Origin of the sequence: Flagellimonas myxillae, assembly GCF_023502235.1 — a bacterium.
GTDB lineage: Bacteria > Bacteroidota > Bacteroidia > Flavobacteriales > Flavobacteriaceae > Flagellimonas > Flagellimonas myxillae.
This window is the reverse complement of record NZ_JAMFLY010000006.1, coordinates 23,893-50,760: the sequence shown is the minus strand read 5'-3', so window position 1 is coordinate 50,760 and position 26,868 is coordinate 23,893. Positions and strand designations below refer to the sequence as shown.

The 26,868-nt window shown below is 43.2% G+C and carries 25 protein-coding genes; 13 read left to right on the top strand and 12 right to left on the bottom strand.

Annotation, left to right across the window (positions count from 1 at the left end):
• The 5 genes from nqrE to M3P07_RS17455 are packed head-to-tail and all read right to left on the bottom strand — an operon-like array spanning position 1 to position 4,776.
• The gene (nqrE, locus tag M3P07_RS17475) at positions 1 to 741 is read right to left on the bottom strand and encodes an NADH:ubiquinone reductase (Na(+)-transporting) subunit E (protein ID WP_249971219.1); all 741 of its coding nucleotides are present in this window, start codon (positions 739 to 741) and stop codon (positions 1 to 3) included.
• 10 nt (positions 742 to 751) lie between these two features.
• On the bottom strand, positions 752 to 1,399 hold the full coding sequence (locus M3P07_RS17470) for an NADH:ubiquinone reductase (Na(+)-transporting) subunit D (RefSeq protein WP_249971218.1): 648 nt from the start codon (positions 1,397 to 1,399) through the stop codon (positions 752 to 754).
• A gap of 1 nt (position 1,400) precedes the next feature.
• Complete coding sequence (locus M3P07_RS17465) at positions 1,401 to 2,150, bottom strand: Na(+)-translocating NADH-quinone reductase subunit C (protein WP_249971217.1); 750 nt, start codon at positions 2,148 to 2,150, stop codon at positions 1,401 to 1,403.
• 2 nt (positions 2,151 to 2,152) lie between these two features.
• Positions 2,153 to 3,421: an NADH:ubiquinone reductase (Na(+)-transporting) subunit B gene (locus M3P07_RS17460; RefSeq protein WP_249971216.1), complete on the bottom strand. Its 1,269-nt coding sequence runs from the start codon at positions 3,419 to 3,421 to the stop codon at positions 2,153 to 2,155.
• A gap of 2 nt (positions 3,422 to 3,423) precedes the next feature.
• Positions 3,424 to 4,776 (bottom strand): Na(+)-translocating NADH-quinone reductase subunit A, encoded by a 1,353-nt coding sequence (locus M3P07_RS17455; RefSeq protein WP_249971234.1) that lies wholly within the window; start codon positions 4,774 to 4,776, stop codon positions 3,424 to 3,426.
• A gap of 152 nt (positions 4,777 to 4,928) precedes the next feature.
• Between M3P07_RS17455 and M3P07_RS17450 the strand changes: the two genes are divergently transcribed.
• The 8 genes from M3P07_RS17450 (at position 4,929) to M3P07_RS17415 (ending at position 13,156) form a co-directional block, all read left to right on the top strand.
• Complete coding sequence (locus M3P07_RS17450) at positions 4,929 to 6,173, top strand: type IX secretion system plug protein (RefSeq protein WP_249971215.1); 1,245 nt, start codon at positions 4,929 to 4,931, stop codon at positions 6,171 to 6,173.
• Between the two features lie 24 nt (positions 6,174 to 6,197).
• Complete coding sequence (locus M3P07_RS17445; protein ID WP_249971214.1) at positions 6,198 to 7,400, top strand: DUF3667 domain-containing protein; 1,203 nt, start codon at positions 6,198 to 6,200, stop codon at positions 7,398 to 7,400.
• Positions 7,401 to 7,403: 3 nt separating this feature from the next.
• Positions 7,404 to 7,790, top strand: a complete 387-nt coding sequence (gene apaG / locus M3P07_RS17440; RefSeq protein WP_249971213.1) for a Co2+/Mg2+ efflux protein ApaG — start codon at positions 7,404 to 7,406, stop codon at positions 7,788 to 7,790.
• Between the two features lie 49 nt (positions 7,791 to 7,839).
• Entirely contained in the window at positions 7,840 to 8,217 is a 378-nt protein-coding gene (locus M3P07_RS17435) for a four helix bundle protein (RefSeq protein ID WP_249971212.1), read from the top strand.
• A gap of 68 nt (positions 8,218 to 8,285) precedes the next feature.
• Positions 8,286 to 9,914: an L-glutamate gamma-semialdehyde dehydrogenase gene (gene pruA / locus M3P07_RS17430; RefSeq protein ID WP_249971211.1), complete on the top strand. Its 1,629-nt coding sequence runs from the start codon at positions 8,286 to 8,288 to the stop codon at positions 9,912 to 9,914.
• Positions 9,915 to 9,989: 75 nt separating this feature from the next.
• Positions 9,990 to 10,958, top strand: a complete 969-nt coding sequence (locus tag M3P07_RS17425; protein WP_249971210.1) for a GlxA family transcriptional regulator — start codon at positions 9,990 to 9,992, stop codon at positions 10,956 to 10,958.
• A gap of 80 nt (positions 10,959 to 11,038) precedes the next feature.
• Entirely contained in the window at positions 11,039 to 12,073 is a 1,035-nt protein-coding gene (locus M3P07_RS17420) for a DJ-1/PfpI family protein (protein WP_249971209.1), read from the top strand.
• A 180-nt stretch (positions 12,074 to 12,253) separates the two neighbouring features.
• Positions 12,254 to 13,156 (top strand): T9SS type A sorting domain-containing protein, encoded by a 903-nt coding sequence (locus tag M3P07_RS17415; protein WP_249971208.1) that lies wholly within the window; start codon positions 12,254 to 12,256, stop codon positions 13,154 to 13,156.
• A gap of 214 nt (positions 13,157 to 13,370) precedes the next feature.
• Here M3P07_RS17415 and rsmG read toward each other — a convergent pair whose 3' ends face one another.
• Positions 13,371 to 14,012, bottom strand: coding sequence for a 16S rRNA (guanine(527)-N(7))-methyltransferase RsmG (rsmG, locus tag M3P07_RS17410; RefSeq protein ID WP_249971207.1), 642 nt, complete (start codon positions 14,010 to 14,012; stop codon positions 13,371 to 13,373).
• 112 nt (positions 14,013 to 14,124) lie between these two features.
• Between rsmG and M3P07_RS17405 the strand changes: the two genes are divergently transcribed.
• A complete protein-coding gene (locus tag M3P07_RS17405) occupies positions 14,125 to 15,228 on the top strand; it encodes a fatty acid desaturase family protein (RefSeq protein WP_249971206.1) in 1,104 nt (367 codons plus the stop codon).
• Between the two features lie 14 nt (positions 15,229 to 15,242).
• Entirely contained in the window at positions 15,243 to 16,430 is a 1,188-nt protein-coding gene (locus tag M3P07_RS17400) for a pyridoxal phosphate-dependent aminotransferase (protein WP_249971205.1), read from the top strand.
• A gap of 31 nt (positions 16,431 to 16,461) precedes the next feature.
• Here M3P07_RS17400 and M3P07_RS17395 read toward each other — a convergent pair whose 3' ends face one another.
• The 5 genes from M3P07_RS17395 to trkA are packed head-to-tail and all read right to left on the bottom strand — an operon-like array spanning position 16,462 to position 21,808.
• Complete coding sequence (locus tag M3P07_RS17395; RefSeq protein ID WP_249971204.1) at positions 16,462 to 17,526, bottom strand: proline racemase family protein; 1,065 nt, start codon at positions 17,524 to 17,526, stop codon at positions 16,462 to 16,464.
• A complete protein-coding gene (gene lhpI, locus M3P07_RS17390; protein ID WP_249971203.1) occupies positions 17,526 to 18,479 on the bottom strand; it encodes a bifunctional Delta(1)-pyrroline-2-carboxylate/Delta(1)-piperideine-2-carboxylate reductase in 954 nt (317 codons plus the stop codon). Before lhpI ends, M3P07_RS17395 begins: the two co-directional genes overlap by 1 nt.
• 25 nt (positions 18,480 to 18,504) lie before the next feature.
• A complete protein-coding gene (locus M3P07_RS17385) occupies positions 18,505 to 18,936 on the bottom strand; it encodes a YybH family protein (protein WP_249971202.1) in 432 nt (143 codons plus the stop codon).
• Positions 18,937 to 18,968: 32 nt separating this feature from the next.
• A complete protein-coding gene (locus M3P07_RS17380; protein WP_249971201.1) occupies positions 18,969 to 20,459 on the bottom strand; it encodes a TrkH family potassium uptake protein in 1,491 nt (496 codons plus the stop codon).
• The gene (gene trkA, locus M3P07_RS17375; RefSeq protein WP_249971200.1) at positions 20,459 to 21,808 is read right to left on the bottom strand and encodes a Trk system potassium transporter TrkA; all 1,350 of its coding nucleotides are present in this window, start codon (positions 21,806 to 21,808) and stop codon (positions 20,459 to 20,461) included. The genes M3P07_RS17380 and trkA overlap by 1 nt, the downstream gene beginning before the upstream one ends.
• Positions 21,809 to 21,993: 185 nt before the next feature.
• On the opposite strand from trkA, the gene ubiE reads away from it, so the two are divergent.
• Both ubiE and porT read left to right on the top strand, forming a co-directional pair.
• The gene (ubiE, locus tag M3P07_RS17370; RefSeq protein WP_249971199.1) at positions 21,994 to 22,722 is read left to right on the top strand and encodes a bifunctional demethylmenaquinone methyltransferase/2-methoxy-6-polyprenyl-1,4-benzoquinol methylase UbiE; all 729 of its coding nucleotides are present in this window, start codon (positions 21,994 to 21,996) and stop codon (positions 22,720 to 22,722) included.
• A gap of 4 nt (positions 22,723 to 22,726) precedes the next feature.
• Positions 22,727 to 23,422 (top strand): type IX secretion/gliding motility protein PorT/SprT, encoded by a 696-nt coding sequence (porT, locus tag M3P07_RS17365; protein ID WP_249971198.1) that lies wholly within the window; start codon positions 22,727 to 22,729, stop codon positions 23,420 to 23,422.
• A gap of 71 nt (positions 23,423 to 23,493) precedes the next feature.
• On the opposite strand, the gene M3P07_RS17360 is transcribed toward porT, so the two are convergent.
• Positions 23,494 to 24,216 carry a TrmH family RNA methyltransferase gene (locus M3P07_RS17360; protein WP_249971197.1) on the bottom strand — a complete coding sequence of 241 codons (723 nt, stop codon included), beginning with the start codon at positions 24,214 to 24,216 and terminating at the stop codon, positions 23,494 to 23,496.
• 24 nt (positions 24,217 to 24,240) lie between these two features.
• Between M3P07_RS17360 and tamL the strand changes: the two genes are divergently transcribed.
• Positions 24,241 to 26,826 carry a translocation and assembly module lipoprotein TamL gene (gene tamL, locus M3P07_RS17355; protein WP_249971233.1) on the top strand — a complete coding sequence of 862 codons (2,586 nt, stop codon included), beginning with the start codon at positions 24,241 to 24,243 and terminating at the stop codon, positions 26,824 to 26,826.
• Positions 26,827 to 26,868 lie beyond the last annotated feature (42 nt).

The following is a 26,868-nucleotide window of genomic DNA, read 5'->3' as shown; positions in this document are numbered from 1 at the left end:
TTATTTGTTTACAACATCGTTATAGGAAACTGCTTTTTCTTCGGCTTCAATCTCCTTATTAATTTGTTTTTCCTCAATGGACTCCACAGTAGTATTTTCCCCTTCTTCGGGCGGCTCGTTATCCCCCGTCAACATTCCCCCAAAACTCTGGAAGCCAATGCCCATCAATCCTGTAATGATAAAGGTGATGCCCAATCCACGCAAGGGTGCTGGAACATTGGAGTATCTAATTTTTTCACGGATGGCAGCAATGGCCAAAATAGCCAAGAACCAACCGATTCCTGAGCTTACACCATAGTTAAATGCCAATCCCAAACTTGGAATTTCCCTAGCCTGCATAAAAAGTGACCCCCCCAAGATGGCACAGTTTACCGCAATCAATGGCAAGAAAATACCCAAGGAGTTATATAGGGCTGGAGAGAATTTTTCCACCACAATCTCTACCAACTGAACCATGGTGGCAATGGTAGCGATAAACAGGATAAAGGAAAGGAAACTCAGGTTATAATCCGCATACTCCGGTCCCAACCAAACCAAGGCTCCATCACGAAGCAAATATTGATCCAACAACCAGTTAAGGGGTACGGTCACTGCCAATACGAAAATAACCGCGGCTCCCAAACCAACTGCTGTTGATACTTTTTTGGATACGGCCAAGTAGGAACACATTCCCAAAAAGACCGCGAATACCATATTATCAATGAAGATGGACTTAAAAAACAGTTCTAAATGCTCTAACATAATCTCCTATTTACGCTTCTTCAATTAATGCTTTATTTCTGGAACGCTGTACCCAAATAATGATTCCCACAACGATCAAAGCTGCCGGGGGAATGATCATGAATCCATTGTTCTCGTAACCTGTGGCGTACAATCCTGTTTTCCTGATCGGGTCTCCCAAAACGGGAATTCCAAATAAGGTTCCTGAACCCAAAAGTTCTCGGAAGAAGCCTACAATTATCAAAATAACCCCATAACCCAGGGCGTTACCAATTCCGTCCAAGAACGATTTCCAAGGTCCGTTCCCCAAGGCAAAAGCCTCAAAACGTCCCATGATGATACAGTTGGTAATGATCAATCCCACAAATACTGCCAAAGTCTTGCTCAATTCATAGGCAAAGGCCTTCAGTACCTGATCCACCACAATTACCAAGGTAGCGACCACAATCAGTTGGACGATGATCCTGATCTTGGATGGAATTACATTTCGTAGTAGGGAAATGACAACGTTGCCCACACCCAATACAAACAGTACCGATAGGGCCATAACCACAGAAGCCTTAAGCTCGGCGGTGATCGCCAACGCAGAACAGATACCCAATACCTGAATGGTGATAGGGTTATTGTCCGCTAGCGGGTCTAAAATTAGATTTGCATCTTTTTTTGATAGTAGCGCCATATTAATTGCTTCTGATAGTTTCTAAATAAGGTTTGTATAGCTTGAGGGTTTCTTTGATCATGGCGGTTACACCGTTCCCTGTGATCGTAGCCCCTGCCAAAGCATCCACTTCATTGTCCTCCTTGTTGTTATTCAAGGGGTCGTTGTTCCCCTTTACAACTGAAATTCCTGAAATTCGGCTACCGTCCAGTACGGATTCCCCAGTAAAGTCATCCATAAAGTAACGAAGCTTGATGTTGGCTCCCAATCCAGGGGTCTCGCCCTTATGGTCGAAAACCACCCCTTGGACCAACATATCCTTGTCCAAGGAGATAAAGCCCCAGATGGCGTCCCAAAGTCCTTTTCCATACATCGGGATAATATAATATTCTTTCCCATCCTTTTCTCCAATGAACAAAGGCAGCTCTGCTTCATCACCATTTTTGATGATGTTCAATTGCTTCTTCATGTCGATAAGGTAAGCCTCTTCCCTCTCTTGGGTTTCTGTACCAAGAACCACATATTGCTTTTTGATGTATTTGGCAAACTCTTCCTCCACAATATCGGTTGGAATGAAATTAACACTGCCCTCATCCTCATTCTGGTTCACGCCCATGGCGTAAAGGATGTTCTGTTGCTTTTCAAAACGCTCGTTCTCATCAATTCTGGGTCGCAATCCCGAAGCCAAAAAGGCCAAAAGGGAACCCACAATGACCACCATTACGGCCGCAAAAATTACAGTGTACGAGTTTTTCTCCGTATTCATTGCCATAACTATACTGTTTCCGTTTTTAGTGCTTCCGCTCCTTCTGTTACTTTGGGATAGATGGTAGCGTTTTTCAAGCGTTTCAATCTTCTTTTAACATTGCCCCTGATCACATAGTGATCAATGGTTGGGGCAAATACGTTCATCAATAGGATCGCCAAGAATACACCCTCTGGGTATCCTGGGTTGAAAACCCTGATCATAACCGACATAAATCCGATAAGGAATCCATAGACCCACTTACCGCGATTGGTCTGTGCTCCCGTAACGGGGTCGGTTGCCATAAAGACAATACCAAAGGCCAATCCACCTACCAATAGGTGTTGCCAGTATTCAAAGCTCATTAGGCTATAGAACTTGCTGTATTCGGGAATCCATTCCGCAGCAACAATTCCGTTAAAGATCAATCCCATTACCAAGGAACCGATTACGGCGCTCAGCATGATTCTCCAAGAAGCTATTTTGGAGAAGATCAGGAACAAACCTCCCAACAAAATCAAGATGGTTGAAGTTTCCCCAATGGACCCCGGAATAAATCCGTAGAACATGTCCGCCAGGTCGTATTTTTGAGCTAAATCGGTGGTATTACCCTGCGCCAAATATCCAAGAACGGTTTCTCCTGATATGGCATCTGCTGTCCCTGTGCTGTCCACAGCGCCGTGCACCCATACCTTGTCCCCACTCATCCAGGTAGGATAGGCAAAGAACAAGAAGGCCCGAATGGTCAAGGCAGGATTAAGAATGTTCATCCCGGTTCCTCCAAATACTTCTTTTCCAATGACCACTCCAAAGACAACGGCTACGGCCAGCATCCAAAGTGGTAAATCTACAGGAACGATCAATGGCACCAACATTCCAGTTACCAAATAACCTTCCTCGATCTCGTGTCCTTTTATTACACAGAAGACGAACTCAACGGCCAAACCTACTGCATAGGAAACAATGACCAAGGGAAGAATCTTCCAGAATCCCAAGATGAAATTATCCCAAGTCCAAAAACCAGAACCGAAGAAACCTCCAGTAACGGCATCTATCTCGCCTAGCGCCAAATAATGTTGGTATCCTGTATTGAACATCCCAAAAATCAAACAGGGAATCAAAGACATGACCACGGTGTTCATGGTACGCTTCAAATCGTCTGCCCCTTTAACATGGGTACCATGCTTGGTGGTTTCGTTGGGTGTAAATAAAAAGGTGTGAAAACCGCTAAAAACAGGAAACCACTTTTTGTCCTGATTTTTTACTCTGAACGTATGTAACTTTTCTTTCAATCCCATTTTTATCCGATTTCTTGATGTAATAGATCTAATCCTTCCCTAATGATTTGCTGGTGGGGTTGCTTGGAGATACAAATGAACTCTGTTAAAGCAAAATCCTCCGGAGCCACTTCGTAAAGTCCCAATTGCTCCATTTCATCCAAATCCTTTACCATACAAGCCTTTAATAACTGAAGCGGAAAAATATCCAAGGGAAAAACCTGCTCATATTGCCCGGTGACCACAAAAGCCCTGTGCTCACCATTGGTATTGGTATTTAGATCGTATTTCTTTTTGGGCTGTAACCAAGAGAAGGTCAGCGCCCTAGTGGTAGACACCTTGTTAAAAACCGGCTTGTTCCAACCAAAGAACTCATAATCGTCCCCTTCTGGAATAGCGGTTACTGTATTGTTATAAAATCCAAGATATCCCTCCGGATGTGTTCGGCTACCCGTTAACACATCGCCATTGATCAATCGATATTTATCTTGGTGCACCCCACTGGCGTAGAGGAAAGTGGAAATTTCCGCTCCAATCTTTGTGGTGTAGTATTTTGGTGCCTTTACAATCGACCCGGCAAGGGCGACGGTTCTTTCGGCATTGAACTTTCCGGTTAATAACAGCTCCCCAATAATGATCAAATCCTGGGGTGCAATGGTCCAGGCCACTTCTCCTTTATTAATGGGGTCAATTTTGTTGATTTGGGTTCCGACCAAACCTGCTGGGTGTGGCCCCGATATATTGTGGACGGTAACCCCATCCAACTGGGCCAAAGGTGAATTTCCAGATTTACCCACGGAAACATGTACGGCACCCGGAGTCAGTTTTCCTAAGGCTGTAATTGCTGCCTGAAGCTCCGCTTCCTTGCCCTGCAACACATAATCCGATGCTGCAGCCAATGGGGCCGTGGTGTAACCCGACACAAAAATGGCCTTGGGCGTTGCATCCGGGTTTGCAATAATGTCGTACGGACGTTGCTTAATAAATGGCCATGCACCGGATTTTAGAAAAAATTCCCTGATGCTATCAGCATCTGAATTGGCCAAATCCAATGTTTTGTGCTCCACATATTCTTGGGACTTGTCGGCCAAGATTTTGAGGGTCAAAATTCTTCTTCTGGCTCCACGGACAATTTCGACCAATTCACCGCTTACTGGAGATACAAATTGCATGTCCTCGCGGCTTTTATTGTAAAAAATTGGCTCCCCTGCTTTGACCTCAGCACCTTGCTTGACCAACATTTTTGGGGTTATTCCGTGAAAATCGTCTAGGTTTAGGGCGTATACGTTGCTTAAAACGGCTTTGGAAGTAGTCTGTTCTGCTGCCCCGACAAGGTTGATGTCCAACCCTTTGTTAATCCGGATGTCTTTAGACATATTGTTGTAGACCTTAGTGTTATCAAAAATCGGGGCAAATTTAGCACTAAAAGCATAGTTTTCATAATTATTGACCATAAAAATGGGATTACATCGAGTGAAATTTGCTGGGCACAGTTTTTGTTTACCTTTATCCAAAATTTAGGCCCTACATGCGCTTATTGATCAAACAATTTTTCCTTTTCCTGATGGTTTCGGGGTTGTATGCCCAAGTTCAAGAGGAGGTCAACCCTCCATCCCACATAAAAACCGTGATTTTTAAGGGGCCAACCGAAGACCAATTCCCAATTATCCAACTTGGCGAATCCATGACCTTGGAATTTGATGACCTTACGGCCAGCGAACAGGATTATTATTATAAAATTGTGCATTGCGATTACGATTGGACACCTTCCCAGCTTTTGAAATCCCAGTATTTGGTGGGAATGGACAATCAGCGTATCATCGATTACGAAAACAGTTATACCACCCTGCAGCCCTATTCCAATTATAAGCTTACCATCCCAAACCAAAATGTGGGGTTAAGGGTCAGCGGGAATTATCTTCTCGAAATTTACAATATGCATGGAGAGCTTCAGTTTTCGCGCCGGTTTTTGGTTTACAAGGATTTGGTAGGGGTAGGTGGCACTGTAAAGCGCTCCCGCGACTTTAACTTTTTGAATGAAAAGCAAGTAATTCAATTTAGGATCAATACTGCTGGTTTCCCTGTGGTAAATCCCAAAAAAGAAGTAAAGGTGGCGGTTATTCAAAATCACTTTTGGCCCACCGCATTGAACAATGTGCAGCCACAATTTACATTGGGAACGGAACTGGTGTACAAATACGATCAGGAAACCAGTTTCTACGGCGGGAATGAATTCCTCAATTTTGACACCAAGGATTTAAGGTCGCCGACCTTTGCCATTTCCAAAATCGAGTTTAAGGATCTATACCATCACTATCTTTTTACCAACCATTACAGGCATGATCAGCCGTACACCTATTTTCCGGACATTAATGGGGATTTTGTGATTCATACATTGCAGGGCGAGGATGTATCTAGGGAAGCGGAATACTCCAAGGTACATTTTAGCCTTCCTTATACCAACGAAATAGGATTGGACAAGGTTTACATTTTTGGAAAATTCAACAATTACTCCCTGGAAGAGGAAAATTTAATGACCTTCAACGAGGACAATGGAAAAATGGAAGCGACACTCTCCATGAAACAAGGTTTTTACAACTATAAATATGTAGTGGAACGCGCAGACGGAGTTGTCGACCTCAATCACGTTGGCGGCAATTTCCACTTCACGGAAAACAACTACCTCATCCTCGTGTATTACCGAAATTTTGGAGAGCTTTTCGACAGCATTATTGGCATTGGTTCGGTAAATTCCAGAACAATCAGCAATTAAGTATCTTAGCCCAAAACCGAAGGCATGGGCAACAAACCAAGTGTAATCTCCAAGGGCAGGTACGAACTTAAGTTTAGGGGAACCGAATGCTTAAACTGTGGCCATCCTTTGGACATTAGCGACAAGTATTGCCCCAATTGTTCCCAGGCCAATAGCACCAAAAAGTTAGTGCTCCGAGACTTTTGGGATGAATTTTTTTCCAGCCTGATCAATTACGATTCCAAGCTCCTGAAAACACTGTATGCCATGTTGCTTAAACCTGGCACGATCACAAAACATTATGTTGAAGGAAAACGCATTTCCTATACCAATCCGTTTCGTTTTTTGTTGAGCCTAGCCTTTTTGTACCTCCTTATGGTAGGCTACAACGATAACTTCTCGAGCTTGGACAAAGCCGCGGAGAAACTTAATCCCAACATCAATGGATCAGGGGCAGTTTCCTTTAATATGGGCGATGCGACCATAAGTACAGATAGCACCATAATTCGGGAACAAACCGAAAAAGCCCTTTCCACAATGGATTCATTGGGAATGAGCGACGTTCCTGCTTCAGAGCAAATTCAATATCTGGATTCCTTGGGTGTTTTTAGTGGAAAGTATGTCCAAAATGAAGCAAAAAAGGACTCCTTGATGCTTGCCGACCCAAGGAATTACTTCGAAGGCATCAAAAACGGTTCGGGCTTTAGCGGGTTTGCTTCCAAAATGGAATTCTTTTCCAACATGATAAAGCACGATACCTTAACTAGCTTCCAAGAAGCGCAAAATAAATATGGTGTTGGGAATTTCACTTCCAACAGAATGGCGTATAATTCAACCGATAGTATTTTAAGGGTTATAAAGGAGCCAGGAACATTCTTAAATACCACTTTATCCAAGTTGCCATTTGTAGTTTTCTTCTTTCTTCCACTGTTCACGGTTTTCATTTGGATGGTGTACATCAGAAAAAAATACACCTACACCGATCATCTGATCTTTAGTTTCCACAACCAGTCATTATTATTTATCTTGCTCATCCTTAGCCTGATAATAGATACTATTTTCGGCACGGCCAGTGCAGGTATATTTATATTGATATTTGGATTTTACCTGTACAAGTCCATGAGAAGATTTTATGGTCAGGGTAGGATTAAAACAATTTTGAAATACCTCTTTCTGAACACCATTTTTACCTTTCTGGCATTATTTGTGCTGATGGTATTATTAACAGGAAGCGTCTTTACATATTAAACTATGTTCACTCAGATTACAAAAGGCATAAAAGTATCGGTTAAAACTTCTTTCGAAGGCACGTTCTTTAAGAACTACAAGATGCACTATGCCTTTGGCTACACCATCACCATAGAAAACCAAAGCAAGGATGCCGTACAGTTAACGGCCAGACATTGGGATATTTTTGACGCCTTAAAAGAGATGGAAACCGTGGACGGTGAAGGTGTTGTAGGTAAAAAACCCGTGATTAAACCAGGCAAATCACATACCTATAGCTCCGGTTGTCTTTTAGCCTCTCCCATCGGGGCCATGCGCGGGTACTACCACATGGTAAACTTCACCTCTACAGAGGAGTTCGAAGTGGACGTTCCCACCTTCAAATTTGCAGCACCTTTTGCAATTAACTGATTATCGATTATAAATTTTTGATTTTTAATGGTCCCAAATCTTGTTGAAAATGCCCAGCTATAATTCCTTTGAAGAATTGGAATGCTGGCAGAAGTGCAGAAGGGTTAGAATCTGGGTTGAAAAATTTCTAAACGACAAAATCGACAACAAAGATTTTGACATGGTTCAGAACCTGAGAAGAGCTGCACGCTCCACTACTCGAAACATAGCCGAGGGTTTCGGAAGATTTCACTTCAAAGAAAATATCCAATTCTGCCGAATCAGTAGAGGTTCCTTATTCGAAATTAAAGATGACCTTATTATCTGTCTCGATAAAAACAAGGTAACACAGACAGAGATTGCACCGGGAATTAAATTAGTAAATGAAGCTTTGCATTCTGTGAACGGATATATAAAATACCTAAATTCCAAAACAAATAATCAATAATTATTAATCCAATAATCCTGTTTTCTTTCGTACTTTTGGTGGAATTTTAAACACGTAAAATCACCACTATGGGAAAAGGTTTTTTTCAGGTTCCAACTGCTTATAACGAACCTATTAAAAGTTATGCTCCTGGCACTCCGGAGAGAGAAGAAGTGCTTCAACAGTATGATGCCTATTACAACGGAAAAGTTGATGTCCCTTTATATATAGGTGCTGAAGAAATCAGGACGGGGAACACCCAAACCATGTCGCCCCCGCATGAACACGGACATGTGGTAGGCACCTACCATACCGCAGACAAAAAGCATGTAGAAAAGGCCATTGCAAATGGGTTGGAGGCTCGAGATAGTTGGGCTAACCTTACCTGGGAGCAAAGGGCCGCTATCTTTTTGAAGGCAGCCGAACTTGTTGCGGGACCTTACCGTGCAAAAATAAATGCTGCCACCATGATGGCACAATCCAAGACCATACATCAAGCTGAGATTGATGCAGCATGTGAGTTTATCGACTTCCTACGTTTTAACGTGGAATATATGTCGCAGATCTATTCCGAGCAACCAGAGTCGGCCGATGGTATCTGGAACCGTGTTGAATACAGGCCTTTGGAAGGTTTTGTATACGCCATTACCCCATTCAATTTTACGGCCATCGCGGGTAACCTACCTGCTAGTGCTGCAATGATGGGGAATGTGGTGCTCTGGAAACCAAGCGACAGTCAGGTATTTTCAGCAAAAGTGATCATGGATGTCTTCAAGGAAGCCGGCTTGCCGGACGGGGTGATCAATATGGTCATGGGAGACCCAATTATGGTCACCGAAACCGTACTTTCCCATGCTGATTTCTCTGGCCTTCATTTTACCGGATCGACCTTTGTTTTCAAGGAATTGTGGAAGCAGATTGGAAATAATATCCACACCTATAAAACCTACCCAAGAATTGTTGGCGAAACTGGAGGAAAGGACTTTATCATTGCACACCCATCGGCTAAACCTGCGCAAGTGGCTACGGCAATCGTTAGAGGTGCATTCGAATTTCAAGGACAAAAATGTAGTGCAGCTTCAAGAGTTTATCTTCCCAAATCCACTGCGGACGAAATTTTGGATTTGGTAAAAACGGATATCGCTTCCTTTAACAAGCCTGGTTCACCTGCAGACATGAGCAATTTTATCACTGCCGTGATCCATGAGGGATCCTTTGACAAATTGGCCAAATACATTGATCAGGCAAAAGCGGACAAAAATGCAGAAATCGTTGCTGGGGGTAGTTATGACAAGTCCGTAGGGTATTTTGTGGAACCTACGGTAATTTTGACCGAAGACCCAAAATACACCACCATGTGTACCGAGCTTTTTGGACCTGTTGTGACAGTGTACATCTATGAGGATGCAGATTGGGCCAAAACCTTGAAATTGGTCGATGGCACTTCGGAATACGCCCTGACCGGTGCTGTGTTGTCCACAGACCGATATGCCATTGATGAAGCTACCAAAGCACTGCAAAATTGCGCTGGTAACTTCTACATCAACGACAAACCTACGGGAGCCGTTGTTGGCCAACAACCTTTCGGGGGGGCCAGAGCTTCTGGAACCAACGACAAGGCTGGGTCTGCACAAAACCTGTTACGCTGGGTCTCTCCTCGATTGATCAAGGAGACCTTTGTTACCCCAGAGGATTATAGATATCCGTTTTTGGGGTAGACCTGTTCTAAAACCATAACAAGGCCGCTATTCTCACCTAGTTGAATAGCGGCTATTTTTATATATTAAACCCAGATGCAGGACTCAAGACAATACCGAGCTTTTTTCCTAATCCCCCCAGAGGTACAACTTTTGGATTTTGCGGGACCTGCCCACTTGTTTTACGAGGCCACGCTGTACGGCGCAGCTATAACAACCCATTGTTTGAGCATGTCCACTACGCAAGAGGAAATTACATGTGCTGGTGTATCCCTGGGGGGACTAAAACCCTATGCCAATTTCCAGCTAGGACCGAACGACCTGCTCTTTGTCCCTGGTCTGGAAGGATGGATGTTCAGTGAAATAGGATATGCCTCCAAAAACCATGAATTTATCCAATGGTTAAAGCAACAGCACACCAACGGGGCACGGATTTGTTCGGTTTGTACGGGAGCTTACATAGTGGCCTTTGCTGGTCTTTTTGACGGAAAAAAATGTACCACCCACTGGAAGTATATGGAGGACTTCCAAAACCGCTTCCCCAAAGCCAAATTACTTTTTGACCGTCTGATCGTGAAAGATGGAAACATTTATTCCAGCGCAGGGGTTTCCTCAGGAATAGATTTGGCCCTGTTTTTATTGGAGGAACTTTATGGTCCTGTTTTTGCAACAAAAATTGCCAAAGCAGTGGTTATTTATCTACGTAGAACCGACAATGACCCCCAGTTGAGCGTGTTTCTAAAATACCGGAACCATTTGGATAACCGTATTCATCAGGTACAGGATCTTTTGGCCCAGAATCTTGCTAAAAAAATCAAGATTGAAACCTTGGCAAGCCAGGTCCACATGAGCCCCAGAAACCTCACCCGTTTGTTCAAAAAAGTTACCGGTATCACTGTGGGGAGCTATTTGGAAAAGTTAAGGGTGGAAAGGGCCATACAATTGCTTTCGGGTGGCTCAAAAGTGAGTGTCGTATCCTCTGCTTGTGGACTTCAAAGCAGTAATCAACTAAGGTCACTATTTAAAAAGCATACACATTCCCTTCCCTCGGAGTGGCAGGACTAAATGTCCCAATACTGCGTATAGTTGTCCTTTCCCTGACCTAAGAATCAAGGTAGTTTTGCCCCATCATCAAACAAAGAACAATGAAACAGTCCATTTTTATCATAGCATTTCTTGTAATGATTTTTAACGGTATATCCCAAAACACCCAGATTCCGCCCTCTAAGTACATTTGTCCGCCTTGTAACAGCTCGTGTGACACCGCGAAACACGATGCCCCCGGAGTTTGCACCCACTGCAATATGGTTTTGATTCGGGAAGATCTCTCCAAAACCATTGCCTTCTATCTCCAGGATGGTGTGGAGGTGCTGGATTTTGCAGGCCCTATGGAGGTTTTTGTATACGCAGGGTACAAAGTGTTTACCGTTTCAGCTTCACAGGAAACCATCATTTCACAAGGGGTTTTGAAGGTTACGCCCGATTATAGCATAGCCAACGCCCCCAATGCTGATATCTTGGCTTTTTTTGGTGGAAATTCAGGGGCCGCCTCACAGAACAAGGATGTAATTAATTGGATCAAAAAACAGGAAAAAACCCAATACCATTTTTCCGTGTGTACGGGTGCCTTTGTGTTGGCAGCGGCGGGAATTTTGAATGGAAAAACTGCTACCACCTTTCACAGTGCCTTGGACAACCTTGAATCCAACTACCCCAAAATAGATGTACGCAGAGACGTACGTTTTGTGGATAACGGGGAGGTTATTACTACAGCAGGGATTTCCGCTGGAATTGACGGTGCTTTACACCTCGTGGCAAAGCTGCAAGGGATAAACGCGGCAAAACGTGTTGCCTATTACATGGAGTACGACAATTGGAAACCCGGGGATGGACTTATTCTGGCTGGAAATAACCCCTATTCCCAATCCAACCCAAGTTTTCTGAAGGAATTTGAGGGCCTGTACGAATATGAAAATGGGGCCGAGTTGACGCTTAAGCTCAATTTGGAAAAAGGGAATCTGGAAGCGAACATCAACAACAATAGTTACCCGGTGTACCATGAAAATGCAGACTTTTTCTCTGATGCCAGCAGTGAACCCATCTATTTTAAAAGAAACAATGCCAACCAAATTATTGGATATTCCCTAACGCATAATGGGAGAATCTATAAAAAGCTATAAGCCCCGTTAAATCTGATTTTTACCACCGCTTATGGGTACAATCCGAAGCCAGGCCGCTATGATCATAGTGGCCTTTTTTATTCAAAATACCCCATACGTTAACTGAAAAGGGGCAACCGTCAGATCATAGGTACGTTTTATCGGCTCCATGGATACTTTGTTAGTCAAAACATCCATGCCATGAAAATAAAACTAGCCCTTGTTCTAGCCTATTTCTTTTGGAATTTCAATGGTTTTAGTCAATGCCCAGACTGTACAGATACCACAAATAGCATAACCTATAAGGGAGAGGGGGTCTTTAGTGCTGCCAGTGCACAAGCCTATTATTGGGAAATATGTAGTGGTGGTGGCGTGATTGTGGGCTCCAATACCACAAAGCAGATTACCGTTAGCTGTAACATGGGAAATTTCAATATAAGGGTGGTCCGCTTTTTGAACGGCAATTGCATGGTAGCCTGTGAAACCTTTATGTGTGATAATGGAATGATTGGGGAGGGTGGCAGCGAAGGCGGTGGTAACCCAGGTTCATCTGGAAATTGCCCATCAGTAGAAGACATAAAATTCTCCAACGAAGCCGGAAATGGTCTATGTGCAACAGGCATGGTCACTATTGAGAACCTGGAAAAAATCGACTATGTTGAATGGACCTGGGCCTTGGCAGGACATTCTGGAACTATTGAAACCAAGGGCAATAGCGCTTCCATTTATTATCCCCAAGGAGATTGGACCAACTATTATCTTGCCATTTGCGCAAAAATAACCTTCGAAGATGGCACGGATTGCACAAAAAAATGCAAGAGCTTTCTGTTGGATTGCGGGAAAGCCAACGGAGGCCAAAACTCCAAATCCATCGTGTTTCCCAATCCAAGCAAAAACCATTTTACAGTTCAATCGATGCGGAAAAATTTAAAAATTGTTCAAGTTGAAATAAGTAATACCTACGGCATGATTATCCAATCGAAGAAGAATGACGAGGGTTTAAATCATGTTGATCTTTCAGGAGAACAAAACGGATTGTATTTTATATCCATTCATTATTCAGATGGTTCCTCGGAAACGAAAAAAGTGATGGTCAGCAAGTAAAAGTGAAGAAAAAGGCAATTTAAATGTAAATTTAACGTTAACTAATTGTAAAATAAAAGTAATATTTCTAGCTTTAATTTAAATTCCATCGAAATATGATAGCGCGAATACTCACATGGAGCAAATTGATGACCATTCGGTTGGGAGATATGTATCAACATTTCAAGACCTACTCCAAAAAATGCAGGTTAACATACAACCGCATGTTAAGCATTTAGGAAGTACCCCCGTACTTTTGTGGTAGATATACCACCTTCTTGGTCTCAAAAAAAGCTTCGGAAAAAAATTGATTCAGATCAAAGACCTCTACCTTGCTGTATCCTTTAAGCTCTTCCGTTAAATCCCCACCTTTTAGGTAAAGAATACCATTTTTCCGGGAATGCAAGCTTTGTTTTTTGATTTTACCCTTTGTCCACCGAACAAAAGTAGGCATAGCGGCAACCGCCCTACTTACAATAAAGTCAAATTGTTGGTCCAAGTCCTCAACCCGGGTATGGATGGCTTTCACATTTTGTAGTTGAAGCCCGTCCACAACCTCCTGCACCACCCTTATTTTTTTCCCAATGGCATCAACTAGGGTAAATTGGACTTCGGGAAATAGTATTGCCAGGGGGATGCCCGGAAAACCACCACCGGTACCTACATCCAATAGATTTGCTCCTGGATTGAATTCTTGAATTTTGGTAATCCCCAGAGAATGAAGCACATGGCGCAAATACAGTTCATCAATATCTTTTCTGGACACTACGTTAATCTTCTTGTTCCAATCTTGATAAAGCCCCTCCAAAGCCTCAAAATGTGCCTTTTGGGCATCGGTGAGTGTCGTAAAATACTTGAAGATGAGTTCTACTCCCATTTGCGGTCTGTTAATTTTGGTAAAATTAATACTTTTAGGCACCTAATTACCGTTTACATTTCTAGGTGCTATTTGGGCGACCAATTTAGCTACCTTTGCAAAAATTTATTTTATGGAGAAGGACACCATCCGATTTTCAAGAAAGGACACCGCACAATTCTTTCGAACACTAAATAAGCGAGTCAACCAATACTTTAATGAAAACCAAATCAAGAAAACCGGAAATTGGAAGCTGCACCTGAAGACAGTGGTGATGTTTTCCGTCTTTTTAACCCCGTATTTCTTAATGTTGACCCTGAATTTACCCTTTTGGGGCTATGTACTGCTTTCCATTACCATGGGTATCGGTATGGCCGGGGTTGGAATGAACGTAATGCACGATGGCAACCACGGGTCCTATTCCACCAAAAAATGGGTAAACAAATTAATGGGTGGCAGTATTTATATTTTGGCCGGAAATGTCTATAACTGGCAGGTTCAACACAATGTGCTGCACCATACCTATACCAATATCCACGAACACGATGAGGATATGGAAGCCGGGAGGATATTACGTTTCTCCAGACATGCCGAATGGAAAAAACACCATAAATTTCAGCATTTCTATTCCATCTTCCTATATGGACTTTTGACCTTCAATTGGGCCATAACTACGGATTTCCAGCAAATGTATCGCTATATGAAGCGCAAGCTGTCCTATGGAAAGTTGCCGAACCCGGTCATCAATTGGAGCACCCTAGTAGTTACGAAAGTGATTTATGTTACCATATGGATTGTATTACCCTTAATTTTTGTTGAGATTCCATGGTGGCAAATACTATTGGGCTTCTTTATTATGCATTATGTAGCCGGGGTTATTCTTAGCGTAGTATTTCAATTGGCTCACATCGTGCACGATGCCGAGACTCCCCTACCTGAAGAAGACGGTACTATGAAAAACACATGGGCCATCCACCAGTTGGCCACAACGGTAAATTTTGGCACTAAGAACAGAATCGTAAACTGGTTCACAGGAGGCTTGAACCATCAAGTAGAGCACCATATATTCCCGAACATCAGCCATATCCACTACACAAAAATTTCCAAAATTGTGAAACAGACGGCCAAGGAATTTAATTTGCCCTACAACGAATATAAAACTACCAGAAAAGCTATAATTTCGCACTTCAAACATTTGAAGGAGTTGGGGAAAAACCCAGCACTCCAGTACCAGTAAAATAGCGACTCAAAATGAGCAACCAACTTTCTGAAAGGATTAATAATTTAGTTCCTTCGGCTACGCTTGAAATGGCCGCAAAAGCCCGGGAACTCAGGGCAGCGGGAAAAGACATCATTGGTCTTAGTTTAGGAGAACCGGACTTCAACACCCCGGATTATATTAAGGAGGCTGCCATCCAAGCCATTAACGACGGTTATAATTCCTATACCCCTGTTGATGGTTATGTGGAGTTAAAAGATGCCATCATCACCAAATTCAAAAGGGATAATGACCTTGCGTACGGACGTACACAAATTGTCGTTTCAACGGGTGCAAAACAAGCATTGTACAACATTGCCCAAGCCTGTTTGGACAAAGGGGATGAAGTTATTTTGCCATGCCCCTACTGGGTAAGTTACAGCGATATCGTGAAGTTGGCTGACGGGGTTCCGGTTGAGGTCGCCACGTCTATTGACAATGATTTTAAGATGACGCCTGAACAATTGGAGGCCGCCATCACCCCAAAGACGAAAATGCTTTGGTACTCCTCCCCTTGCAACCCGAGTGGTTCCATTTATAGCAAGGAAGAACTAAGGGCCTTGGCCGATGTCCTTCAAAAGTACCCTCAGATTGTTGTGGTAAGTGATGAAATCTACGAACACATTAATTACGGGGTAACCCAACACGCCTCCATGGCCGCGTTTGAAGATATGTACGACCGTACGGTAACTGTTAATGGAGTTGCCAAGGCTTTCGCCATGACCGGATGGCGTATTGGATATATTGGCGCACCGGAATACATTGCAAGGGCCTGTAACAAACTACAAGGTCAGGTAACCAGTGGAGCCAATTGTATCGCTCAAAGAGCAGTAATCACTGCCTTACTGGAATCACCAACAAGAATTCAGTATATGGTGGATGAGTTTAAAGACAGAAGAAAGCTCATTTTGGGGTTGTTGAACAACATTCCCGGATTTCAGTGTAATGAACCTGAAGGTGCCTTTTATGTGTATCCCGATGTATCTGAATACTTTGGCAAGACCTTGAACGGCAAGCAAATCAACAATGCATCTGATTTTGCCATGTACCTATTGGAAGAAGCCAATGTGGCCACTGTTACTGGTGATGCCTTTGGTAATGGCAATTCAATTCGTATTTCCTACGCTGCAAGTGTGGATGAAATAAAAGAAGCCGTTGCTCGAATTGCCGCAGTATTGTAGCCCACAATCCAAATAAAAGAACAACAGGGGTTTATCTTAGGATGAACCCTTTTTTTATGGGGTCCTTTGGGTCAATGATAAAAGTGTGCATTCCTGTGATGTGGGCCGTTCCCTCAACTTGTGGCACCACGGCGGTATAGGGTCCATAATCAACCTCTTTGACCACGCTCCCCTTAAACCTTGAATCGGTGATGCTTTCTATGGTCATAGTTTCTCCCAACTGGATTTCTTTCCGTGCCCAATGAATGGCCATTCGTCCTGAAACCCCAGAACCTGTGGGGCAACGGTCTACTTCTCCTTCCGCAAAAATGCAGACGTTTCTGCTGTCCACACCCACAGTGGAAGAGGAATCTATAAAAATAGTCCCATAAAGGAAGCTCAAATCTTCCTCGAACGGATGAAATATCTCTTTGTCCTGCTCCATAACCGCTTGTTTGATTTTCATTCCTTCAGCAATTAACTTGCTATATGCTTGTGGGGTCAAATCCAGGTTTAGCTTGTTTTTTTGAAGATCCACATATGCATAGAACGCTCCCCCATAAGCCAAATCGTAGGTAATTTCCCCGAGGCCATCAACAGTGATTTTTCTATCCAAGCCCACAACAAAACTGGGCACACAATGAAATCGAACACCTTTCACTTCCGAATCCTGAACCTCAACAAAAGAGTGAATGCGTCCGCAGGGAGCATCTATTTTCAACGCTGTTGTACCATCATTTACAGCCACCCATCCCATTTGAACCGCCAAAGTCGAAATGGCAATAATGGCATGACCGCACATGGTGCTGTATCCCTCATTATGTAAAAACAAGATGCCGAAATCCCCTTCATCATCATTGGGAGGCACCAAAATACAACCGTACATATCTGCATGTCCTCTTGGTTCAAACATCAAGGCCGTTCGCAGATCATCGTGGTTTTCCTTACAATACCTTCGGTAATCCAATACATTGTCACCCTTTAACTCTGGAAAGCCGTCGACAATAACACGTAGTGGCTCCCCGCCCGTGTGCATATCAATGGTTTTTACCTGCAACCAATCCTTTAGCGGATTGAAAGCGGTATTTTCCAAAATATTCTTATATACTTTTCCCATTACTTTAGTTTGGAATAATAATAGCTGGCCGCGGCCAAATCTTCGAGGGCGTGCCCAACAGATTTGAAAAGCGTTATTTCATTTTCGTTGGACCTTCCTTGGTTTTCTCCCTTGCAAAGGGCAAACAAATCCGCTTTGATATCCGATGCTGAAAGCAGTCCTTTTTGAAGCGGAATGGCGATATCACCACTTTCCCTTAAACCTCCATCCATGGTATCCAAAAATATGGATGACTTCTGGATAACCTCATCATTGGACTCCCGCATATCGGGTTTATAGGCCCCGACCAAATCAATGTGCTGTCCAGGTACTAGGTATTCGCCAAGCACCAAAGGTGCTTCTGAAAGTGTTGCACAGGATACCAAATCTACTTTACCAATAATGTCCTCTATTCTTGAAACACTTGTTATAGCAAACCGTTGTTTGTCCAGTTGATCACAGATGTCCCTCGCTTTTTGGGGATTTCTACCCCACACAAATACCTGTTTTATTGGACGTACGGAAGCATGTGCTCTTATAAGATTTATCGACAAAGCTCCTGTACCGATCATCAACATGGATTGGGTGTTTTTCCGGGATAAAAATGAAGAGGCCAAGGCAGAGGCCGCTGCGGTTCTTTTGGCGGTTAAGCTCTTAGCTTCCATTATTGCCTTCAACACCCCGGTTTGTGCATCCAAATACAAATAACTCCCTTGAATGGAGGGCAAATCGAACCTTTCATTTCCCGGGCTAACCGTAACCACCTTAACCCCTGCTTCGCTCCCTGGTTTCCATGCAGGCATTAAGAGCAGCGTGGTATCCTTTTGTGTTTCCGGATTTGGAAAATCATGATGATGCCGTGGGGGAACCAAAGTCCTGCCGGAGGCAAAAGCACTTTTTAATGTTTGGATCAACTCCTCAAAATTGGTGTGTTCCTCAATAAATCCCGAACTGATCTGCAGGGGTTGTTCCATGGTTTAAACTTGGATTTTTAAGGGTTTAACAGGACATATCGGCCACAATCTTCCATTCCCCATTTATTTTTCGGAGTACGATGAGGAAAACGCCATGGGCATCCCCAATCGTTCTTGTTAAGTGGTATTGCCCCATCACGTGGTAGGAATTCGATTCTATTTTGGTTATGTCGTCAATGGTAAATTTCAGCGTACCGGATTCTGCCTTGGTAGGATATCTTTTTTGATATCCCTCCAATGTTTTCTGCCACCCCAGCGTTAATCCATTTGCACCATAAAACTTCAAGGAATCACTTTCCCAATAGGTTTGCATAAAACCATGCAAATCATGATTGGACCAGGCTTTCTCCTGGGCCTTCATCAGACTTAATATTTCAGCTTTATCGGTAGCTTCAGAGTTATTGCAGGCCAAACAAAGTAGGCAAACTCCCAGTAGGGTTATCAAGTATTTTTTCATAGGTTCCGGTTTATCTCCAAATAAACCGAAAGCTACGTTTTTTTCCAGAAATATGGGGTCAACAATATAAGTACAGTGAAGAGTTCCAATCTTCCCAAAAGCATTAGAAAACCACACCACCATTTTCCTGCCTGGGGTAGGCTTGCATAGTTACTGACCGGGTTTAGATCCCCCAAGGCTGGACCCACATTACCCAAGGAAGAGGCCGCACCTCCAATGGCCGACACAAAATCGAGTCCCATAAAGCCCAAGACCAAGGAACCGATGATAAAAAAGAGCATGTACAGCACAAAAAAGGCGATGATATTGTAAACAATATGCTCCGTTACGGTTTTTTCATTATATCGAACCGGGATTACCGCATTGGTATGTAAGGTCCGTTTGAATTCCAGAATCCCATTTTTGATAATCAACAAATGCCGCATTACTTTAATACCTCCCGCCGTGGAACCGGCAGAGCCGCCCAAGAACATCAAGCCAAAAAAGAAAACAGTTAGAAATGGGGTCCAACTAGTAAAATCCGCCGTAACAAACCCAGTGGTGGTTACAATGGCAACCACTTGGAACAAGGCATGCCTAAAAGCACTTTCGGCAGGGCCCCATACCTGGGGATGAAAATCGGAAACAGGGACTTCGACCTTAAAGTGGACGACCAAAAATGCTGCTATTGCAAAAAGTACGATGAATATGGTATAGTACTTAAACTCTTCATCCTTGATAATTCGCTGCACTTTTCCTGTGAACGCAAAATAGCTTAGGACAAAATTGCTACCTGCAAGGAACATGAAAAAAATCGTAATGTATTGGATAATCGGTTGGTTGTTCCAAAAGGCCAAGCTTGCATTTTTGGTGGAAAACCCTCCGGTTGAAAGCGTGGCCAATGCATGGTTCATGGCATCAAAAAGCGACATTCCAGCCAGCTTTAAGAGCACGGTCTCGGCAACGGTATATCCAAAATAGATAAGCCATAACCGCTTTGCAGTGTCCGTAATCCTAGGATGCAATTTGTCCCCTGCGGGACCTGGGGCCTCGGCGGCAAAGAGCTGCATACCTCCTATTCCCAAAAGTGGTAGAATGGCTATAGCCAACACAATGATACCCATTCCTCCAATCCAATGCGTCAAACTACGCCAAAAGAGAATGCCCTTGGGCAAGGCTTCAATATCGTTCAATATAGACGCTCCGGTGGTGGTATAACCGGAAATGGTTTCAAAAAAGGCATCAGTTATGCTAGGTATGGCCCCGGAAAACAGGTAGGGAAGCGTTCCGGAAATGGACATGATGATCCATCCAAAAGTTACTACGATATATCCTTCTTTGCGTTTTACTTCCTTTCTATGTCCCCTAGTGTAGAACATGGCCATAACCCCAAATAACATGGTTACAATAGCTGCCAAGCTGATATCTAGGGTAACACCATCCTTGTATAGTCCACTAACAAAAGCGGCCACCAACATAAAAGAACCGTTGCAGAGCAGCAACAGCCCCATAATATGAACAATTATTCGTGTATTAAGGCCCATTACAAGAAGAGCTTTTCAATCCTTGGGATGGCTTTTGGGAGACAGCAGACCACTACGCGGTCCCCTTCCAAAATTTTAAAATCCCCTAGGGCAATAATCCCTTTCCCATCGCGGATTACGCCACCAATACTGGCCTCCCGGGGAAAGTTGAGCTCCCTAATAATTTCTCCGTTGACCAAGGAAGTTGCCTTAACCTCAAATTCAAGGATTTCGGCATTCAGATTGTTTAAGCGCGTTAAAGCAAGTACCTCTCCCCTACGGATATATCTAAAGATATTGTTGGCCGCCAGTAGTTTTTTATTGATCAAAGTATCTACACCAATGGAATGTGACAACTGGAAGTAATCCATATTTTCCACTAAGGCGATGGTCTTTTTAATTTTCTTGGATTTGGCCACCAAACAAGACATGATGTTGGTTTCTGAATTACCGGTCACTGCGATAAAAGCATCCATGGAATCCAGACTTTCCTCGTCCAAAAGTTCCACATTTCTTCCATCCCCATTGATGACCAAGGCATGTGGTAAATCGTCCGCAATATCAAAGGCTTTTTCCTTGTCCTTTTCAATGAGTTTGACATTGAACTTTTTGGCGCATAGGTCCCTAGCCGTTTTAAAACCAACCTTACTACCTCCCAGAATCATTACGTTTTTGATGTCCTTTTTCTGCATGCCCGTGAGTTTGTAGAGTTCTTCCACCCCCTCGCTCGTGGTTATAAAGTAGACTTGGTCGCCCTCCTTGAACACTGTATCCCCTCTGGGAATAAGGGTAAACTGGGTACCCATTCGCTGCAAGGCAATGGGCATAAAATGAAGTTCAGGAAATATTTTGGCCGCTTCTTTTACCATTTTTCCCACAAAGGGAGCCGCCTTTGGTAAAAACACCCCTATCATGGTCAAAAGGCCGTCTTCAAATTCGTATGTATCGTTAAAGGCGGATTGATTGAGCAGCAATTGAATTTCCGTTGCAGCCAATTCCTCGGGTGAGATCAATTCATCAATTCCCAATTCGGAAAACTGAATCAATTCCCGATTGTCCATAAACTCGGTATTGGAAATCCTTGCAATGGTCCGTTTGCAGCCCAATTGTTTGGCCAACATGCACAAGGTCAAGTTGGTGGTTTCGGAGGCCGTTACCCCAATTACCAATTCCGAACTCTGCACCTTGGCATCACGCAACACCTCTATGGATGTAGCATCACCGCGTAACACCCGTATATCCAAATGGTTATCTGCATAAGAGAGACTTTCCTTATCGGTATCGATTAAGGTAATATCCTGTGCTTCATAGGACAAAAGTTTTGCCAAATGAAAACCTACTTCACCCGCTCCGGCAATAATAATCTTCATCGATTAAACTAAGATGTTCTTAAATAAATTCAATTTGTGCGCTACAAATACTAAAAAAAGAATAGAGACTTAGGTCCAAAAGACACATACGGAAAAGTTTTCCTTTGTTGCACGGCAAAATTACACAATTATTTTTGTACCCCTCCCATAGACCGAAGTTGTATATTTGCCAGCAAATTCAGTCAATGTCCAAAAAAGTCATTCCTTATAAAGATTCAGAGCTTGGAAAAAAGGAACAGGTTACCCAAATGTTCGATACCATTTCCAAGGACTACGATGGCCTCAATCGAGTGATTTCCTTTGGAATTGACGTAAAATGGCGCAAACGTGTTGTGTCCATCCTCAAGGAAAAAAAACCGGCATCCATATTGGATATTGCCACCGGAACCGGGGATTTGGCGATTGCTATGACTGCTACGGGAGCCAAACGCATTGTTGGATTGGATATTTCCGAGGGTATGCTGGACGTGGGTAGGGATAAAATTGCCCAAAAAAATCTGGACAGCACTATTGAAATGGTGGTTGGAGATAGTGAAAACCTCTCTTTTGAAGACCAGTCGTTTGATGCCATTACTGTGGCTTTCGGGGTGCGTAATTTTGAGAATTTGGAAAAGGGACTAAAAGAAATCCATAGGGTGCTGAAACCTGGAGGCACCTTGGTTATTTTGGAAACCTCCGTTCCTACGAAAACACCTTTTAAACAGGGATATCATCTCTATTGCAGACATATTATGCCCACAATTGGCAAAATCTTTTCCAAAGACCGGTCTGCCTATGCCTATTTAAGTGAATCGGCCTCCAAGTTTCCACATGGCGAGGCATTCAACAATATTTTGGACAAAATTGGGTTTATAGGTATAGAGAACATGCCCCAGACATTTGGGGTGGCATCCATATATGTCGCTACAAAATAAATTGATGAAAAACCTCTTGTCGTTGCTTGGCCTCCTGTTGGTGTGCCAAAGCGCTCTGTCCCAATTCAAAAAAGACCCTATTCTCAATCTTCAGACTGAAGATATGAAGCTGCTTAATTGGGGATATTACCTCGGGTTCAACCAATACGATTTCCAATTTGAATATACGAACAACATCGGGCAAGATATTTTGGTCGATAAGAGTCTTGGTTTCAATGTGGGATTGATAGGCGAACTCCGAATCAATGAATTTTTGGATGCCCGTTTTGAACCCGGATTATTGTATGGCCAAAGAATTTTGGGATTTCCCGGATTCAGCACCGAAGCGGAAGCTATTCGGGAAGTACGTTCCACCTATATCCGGTTCCCACTTTTGATAAAAGCCAGCGCCAAGCGTTTTGGAAATTGGAAACCTTACGTAACTGGTGGGGTTTATACCGCCATGAACCTAGGCAGCAAGGAGGATAGCTTGGACGACAACAGCAGCGGCCAATTCCGGATGAAAAAGAATGTCTTTGGGTACGAGCTGGGTTTTGGCATCGATATCTACACTGAATACTTTAAATTCTCTCCTTCGATAAGAGGGGTATTCGCCCTAACAGATGAATTGGTTCCCGATAACGACCCAAGCAGCCCATGGACTGGGAATATTAGTGCTATGCGCACCCGGGGGTTTTTTATCAACTTTACTTTTGAGTAGTTGGTTGCAATGGTTAGAGGTTAGAGGTTGGAAAGTTTGACATTTTCCATTTTCAACTTTCCATTTTCAATTCAAGATTTCCTTCGTATCTCATTCAAAAGAATAGCAGTGGCAGTGGCAACATTTAGGCTTTCGGTGGTCTGTTGGCCAAACTGCGGAATGGATATACGCTGTGTTACAAATTGGGCCACGTGTTCAGAAATTCCATTGGCTTCATTGCCCATGATCAAGATGCCCTTTTCAGGAAACTGCGTACCGTAAACCTCCTCTCCATCCATATAGGCTCCAAAAATCGGCAGTTTAGTTTTTTCAAGGTATCCTTCCAAATCCAGATAACTGATATGTACTCGGGCAATCGAACCCATTGTGGCCTGTAATACCTTAGGATTGTAACAATCTACCGTATCCGAAGAACACACCAATTGCTTTATCCCAAACCAATCGCACAACCTTATGATAGTCCCTAAATTTCCAGGATCACGCACGCTGTCCAATACCACTACCCAATCCGCATCCGCACTGGTTTTGACATCCGGGATATGAAAAACGCCAAGTACGCCACTGGGAGTAGTTTGGCCACTCATTTGCTTTAGATCCCGTTTGGTAACCGTTTCCGAATTCTGGGCCTCGAAATATTCCTGGGATTCCTCTACAAATATTTTAAAGGGGGCAAGCCCTGCATCCAAAAGCTCTTTAACCGACTTTTTTCCCTCAACAACAAAGAGTCCATGTTGACTTCGGTACTTTTTTTGCTGTAAGCTAACAACTAGCTTAATTTGGTTTTTGGTAACCATCTAAATCGTGTATTTTTGGCGTCTATGAGGGGTTCTTATGGTCTAATGCAATACTGGGCAAAAATAGGATTATTGTTGCTTATGCTGACCATGGTGGGCTGCAACACCTTAAAAAAGGTTGAGGACCATGAATTGCTCCTTACCAAAAACTCCATTTACGCCGACGAAGACAAAATCAACGATGAGGATATACGGAACCTGATCGTACAGCACCCCAACAGCAATGTACTTGGATACCCGCTTAGACTAAATTTATACAATCTTGCTAAAGACAATCCCGATTCCTCCTTTACAGCTTGGTTACAGCGAAAGGAAAAAAGGGAAAAAAGACTCAATAACTTATTGTCCCAAAAGCAGGTCAACCGGCTTCGGGAGTCTTTTATGGTAAAAGGGGCCAGTGATTTTTTAATAAGGATTGGTGAGCCCCCCTCGGTCATTGATACAAGCCTTACCCAAAAAAGTGTGGACCGTTTAAGCGCCTATTACAATAGTAAAGGTTATTTCAACAATACTGGTAGTTATAACATTGTTCAGGGGAGACGAAAAAAAAGAGCGGAAATCGAATACAAGATCGATCTGGAAAAACCGTTCATGATCGATACGGTAGTGACCAACATCACCTCGCCGGCCTTGGATTCAATCTACAACAGCACTTCAGGTATGTCGTTTGTAAAACAAGGCGACCAATTTGATCTGGCCAATTTTAACAACGAACGGGAGAGATTGACTATCCTTTTTCGCAATTCCGGGGTATATAACTTTCAGGAAAGCTCCATTAACTACGATATTTTGCGGGATACCACCTTGGCCGCGGATGATCAATTGATGGATGTGCAACTAAACGTTCAAAAACCACGTAGCACGAATGACAGTACTGCCAACAGCCCCTATCGCATCCATCGTTTCAAAAAAATCAATGTTTTTGCCGATTATCAAATTACCGGTACTTCCGATTCCTTAAAATCGGTGGAATATGATAATTATACCATTTTCTACAATAACAAACTCAGGTATCGCCCAAAGGCCTTAACCGATGCTATTTTCTTTCAAAAAGACAGTATCTACCGGGATTTGGACCGGATCAGGACCTACAGGCAAATTACCAACCTGAATACCTTCAAATATCCGAACATTGAGTTCATTCCAGATTCCACCCAAGCCCAACTTATTTCCAACATCTACTTGGCACCCAGACCCAAGTTTTCCCTGAATTTGGATTTTGATGTCACCCACTCCAACATTCAGCAGGTGGGAACAGTATTTGGGGCCACGGTAATAACCCGAAATGTTTTTGGGGGTGCCGAAACTTTGAATATATCCGCTCGGGGTTCCATTGGTCTATTAAAAAATCCTTCCCTATCCGATGAAACATTCACGTCAGAACTTGGTGGAGATATCAATATTACCTTTCCCCGAATTTGGTTTCCGCTCAACACCGAAAAAATCATCCCCTACTATATGTTACCGCAAAGCCGGTTTTTGGTGGGTACGAACTTTCAGCGGAACCTAGGTTTGGACAGGCAGTCCTTTAATACCATTTTGTCGTACAACTGGAGCCCTTCGGTTTCCCTTAAAAATAATATCGAACTGTTGAATGTTGAGTTCGTAAGAAACGTAAACAAACAGAACTTTTTCAATGTTTACCGAAACACCTTTAACAGCTTGGACAATATTGCCGACCCCTTTGATGCGGATCCACAGTATGAGACGTATTTTGAATCATCGGGCGATGTCAATGACCCCTCTCGGTTAACCATTCCCGAGGGAGCCAATTGGTTCGTCCAAGCCGTTTTGGACAACGACCTTACCGTTTCCCCAGAAAATCGTAACGAAGTAAACAGTATTGATGAACGTCGGCAGCGATTAACGGAAAACAACCTCATCTTTGCGAGCAATTACACCTTTACCAAAAATAGCCGTATAGATATTAACGATAATGATTTCTACCAGCTCCGGGTAAAATTGGAGAGCGCAGGTAATTTACTGTCCTTGTTGGATGGGGTGATTCCTTATAACAAAAATGATGATGACCAGCTTTTGGTCTTTAGTGTTCCATTTTCCCAGTATTTCAAAACAGAAATCGATTACATCCGGCATTGGGAACTCTCCGATTCCAACGTCTTGGCGTTTAGAAGTTTCTTTGGACTGGCCGTTCCGTACGGCAATTCGGAAAGCGTTCCCTTTGTACGAAGTTACTTTGCCGGGGGATCCAATGACAACCGTGCGTGGAATGCCTACGATCTTGGACCAGGAAGTACGGACAACATCAACGATTTTAACGAAGCCAATCTAAAAATTGCCCTAAACCTGGAATATCGTTTTCCAATTGCTGGTGATGTGAAGGGTGCCTTGTTTGCCGATGCTGGAAACATTTGGAATGCCTTCGATAACGAAGACAATCCCGATGCGGTTTTTAGTGATTTCAGCTCTTTGGCTGATATTGCTTTGGGTACGGGATTGGGGCTTCGGTACGATTTTACCTATTTCGTTTTTCGATTGGATGTGGGCTTTAAAACCTACAATCCTGCCGAGGAATGGTCCAAACGATGGTTTAGGGGATACAACCTCAGAAATGCCGTATTCAATATCGGAATCAATTATCCTTTCTAGACTAATTATTTTATTACTTTTGTTCCCTGATTTAACCCCTAA

What these genes read in the sequence shown, in the direction of transcription:
- nqrE (WP_249971219.1), bottom strand. Translation starts at nt 741, where the DNA reads ATGTTAGAGCATTTAGAACTGTTTTTTAAGTCCATCTTCATTGATAAT.
- M3P07_RS17470 (WP_249971218.1), bottom strand. Translation starts at nt 1,399, where the DNA reads ATGGCGCTACTATCAAAAAAAGATGCAAATCTAATTTTAGACCCGCTA.
- M3P07_RS17465 (WP_249971217.1), bottom strand. Translation starts at nt 2,150, where the DNA reads ATGGCAATGAATACGGAGAAAAACTCGTACACTGTAATTTTTGCGGCC.
- M3P07_RS17460 (WP_249971216.1), bottom strand. Translation starts at nt 3,421, where the DNA reads ATGGGATTGAAAGAAAAGTTACATACGTTCAGAGTAAAAAATCAGGAC.
- M3P07_RS17455 (WP_249971234.1), bottom strand. Translation starts at nt 4,776, where the DNA reads ATGTCTAAAGACATCCGGATTAACAAAGGGTTGGACATCAACCTTGTC.
- M3P07_RS17450 (WP_249971215.1), top strand. Translation starts at nt 4,929, where the DNA reads ATGCGCTTATTGATCAAACAATTTTTCCTTTTCCTGATGGTTTCGGGG.
- M3P07_RS17445 (WP_249971214.1), top strand. Translation starts at nt 6,198, where the DNA reads ATGGGCAACAAACCAAGTGTAATCTCCAAGGGCAGGTACGAACTTAAG.
- apaG (WP_249971213.1), top strand. Translation starts at nt 7,404, where the DNA reads ATGTTCACTCAGATTACAAAAGGCATAAAAGTATCGGTTAAAACTTCT.
- M3P07_RS17435 (WP_249971212.1), top strand. Translation starts at nt 7,840, where the DNA reads ATGCCCAGCTATAATTCCTTTGAAGAATTGGAATGCTGGCAGAAGTGC.
- pruA (WP_249971211.1), top strand. Translation starts at nt 8,286, where the DNA reads ATGGGAAAAGGTTTTTTTCAGGTTCCAACTGCTTATAACGAACCTATT.
- M3P07_RS17425 (WP_249971210.1), top strand. Translation starts at nt 9,990, where the DNA reads ATGCAGGACTCAAGACAATACCGAGCTTTTTTCCTAATCCCCCCAGAG.
- M3P07_RS17420 (WP_249971209.1), top strand. Translation starts at nt 11,039, where the DNA reads ATGAAACAGTCCATTTTTATCATAGCATTTCTTGTAATGATTTTTAAC.
- M3P07_RS17415 (WP_249971208.1), top strand. Translation starts at nt 12,254, where the DNA reads ATGAAAATAAAACTAGCCCTTGTTCTAGCCTATTTCTTTTGGAATTTC.
- rsmG (WP_249971207.1), bottom strand. Translation starts at nt 14,012, where the DNA reads ATGGGAGTAGAACTCATCTTCAAGTATTTTACGACACTCACCGATGCC.
- M3P07_RS17405 (WP_249971206.1), top strand. Translation starts at nt 14,125, where the DNA reads ATGGAGAAGGACACCATCCGATTTTCAAGAAAGGACACCGCACAATTC.
- M3P07_RS17400 (WP_249971205.1), top strand. Translation starts at nt 15,243, where the DNA reads ATGAGCAACCAACTTTCTGAAAGGATTAATAATTTAGTTCCTTCGGCT.
- M3P07_RS17395 (WP_249971204.1), bottom strand. Translation starts at nt 17,526, where the DNA reads ATGGGAAAAGTATATAAGAATATTTTGGAAAATACCGCTTTCAATCCG.
- lhpI (WP_249971203.1), bottom strand. Translation starts at nt 18,479, where the DNA reads ATGGAACAACCCCTGCAGATCAGTTCGGGATTTATTGAGGAACACACC.
- M3P07_RS17385 (WP_249971202.1), bottom strand. Translation starts at nt 18,936, where the DNA reads ATGAAAAAATACTTGATAACCCTACTGGGAGTTTGCCTACTTTGTTTG.
- M3P07_RS17380 (WP_249971201.1), bottom strand. Translation starts at nt 20,459, where the DNA reads ATGGGCCTTAATACACGAATAATTGTTCATATTATGGGGCTGTTGCTG.
- trkA (WP_249971200.1), bottom strand. Translation starts at nt 21,808, where the DNA reads ATGAAGATTATTATTGCCGGAGCGGGTGAAGTAGGTTTTCATTTGGCA.
- ubiE (WP_249971199.1), top strand. Translation starts at nt 21,994, where the DNA reads ATGTCCAAAAAAGTCATTCCTTATAAAGATTCAGAGCTTGGAAAAAAG.
- porT (WP_249971198.1), top strand. Translation starts at nt 22,727, where the DNA reads ATGAAAAACCTCTTGTCGTTGCTTGGCCTCCTGTTGGTGTGCCAAAGC.
- M3P07_RS17360 (WP_249971197.1), bottom strand. Translation starts at nt 24,216, where the DNA reads ATGGTTACCAAAAACCAAATTAAGCTAGTTGTTAGCTTACAGCAAAAA.
- tamL (WP_249971233.1), top strand. Translation starts at nt 24,241, where the DNA reads ATGAGGGGTTCTTATGGTCTAATGCAATACTGGGCAAAAATAGGATTA.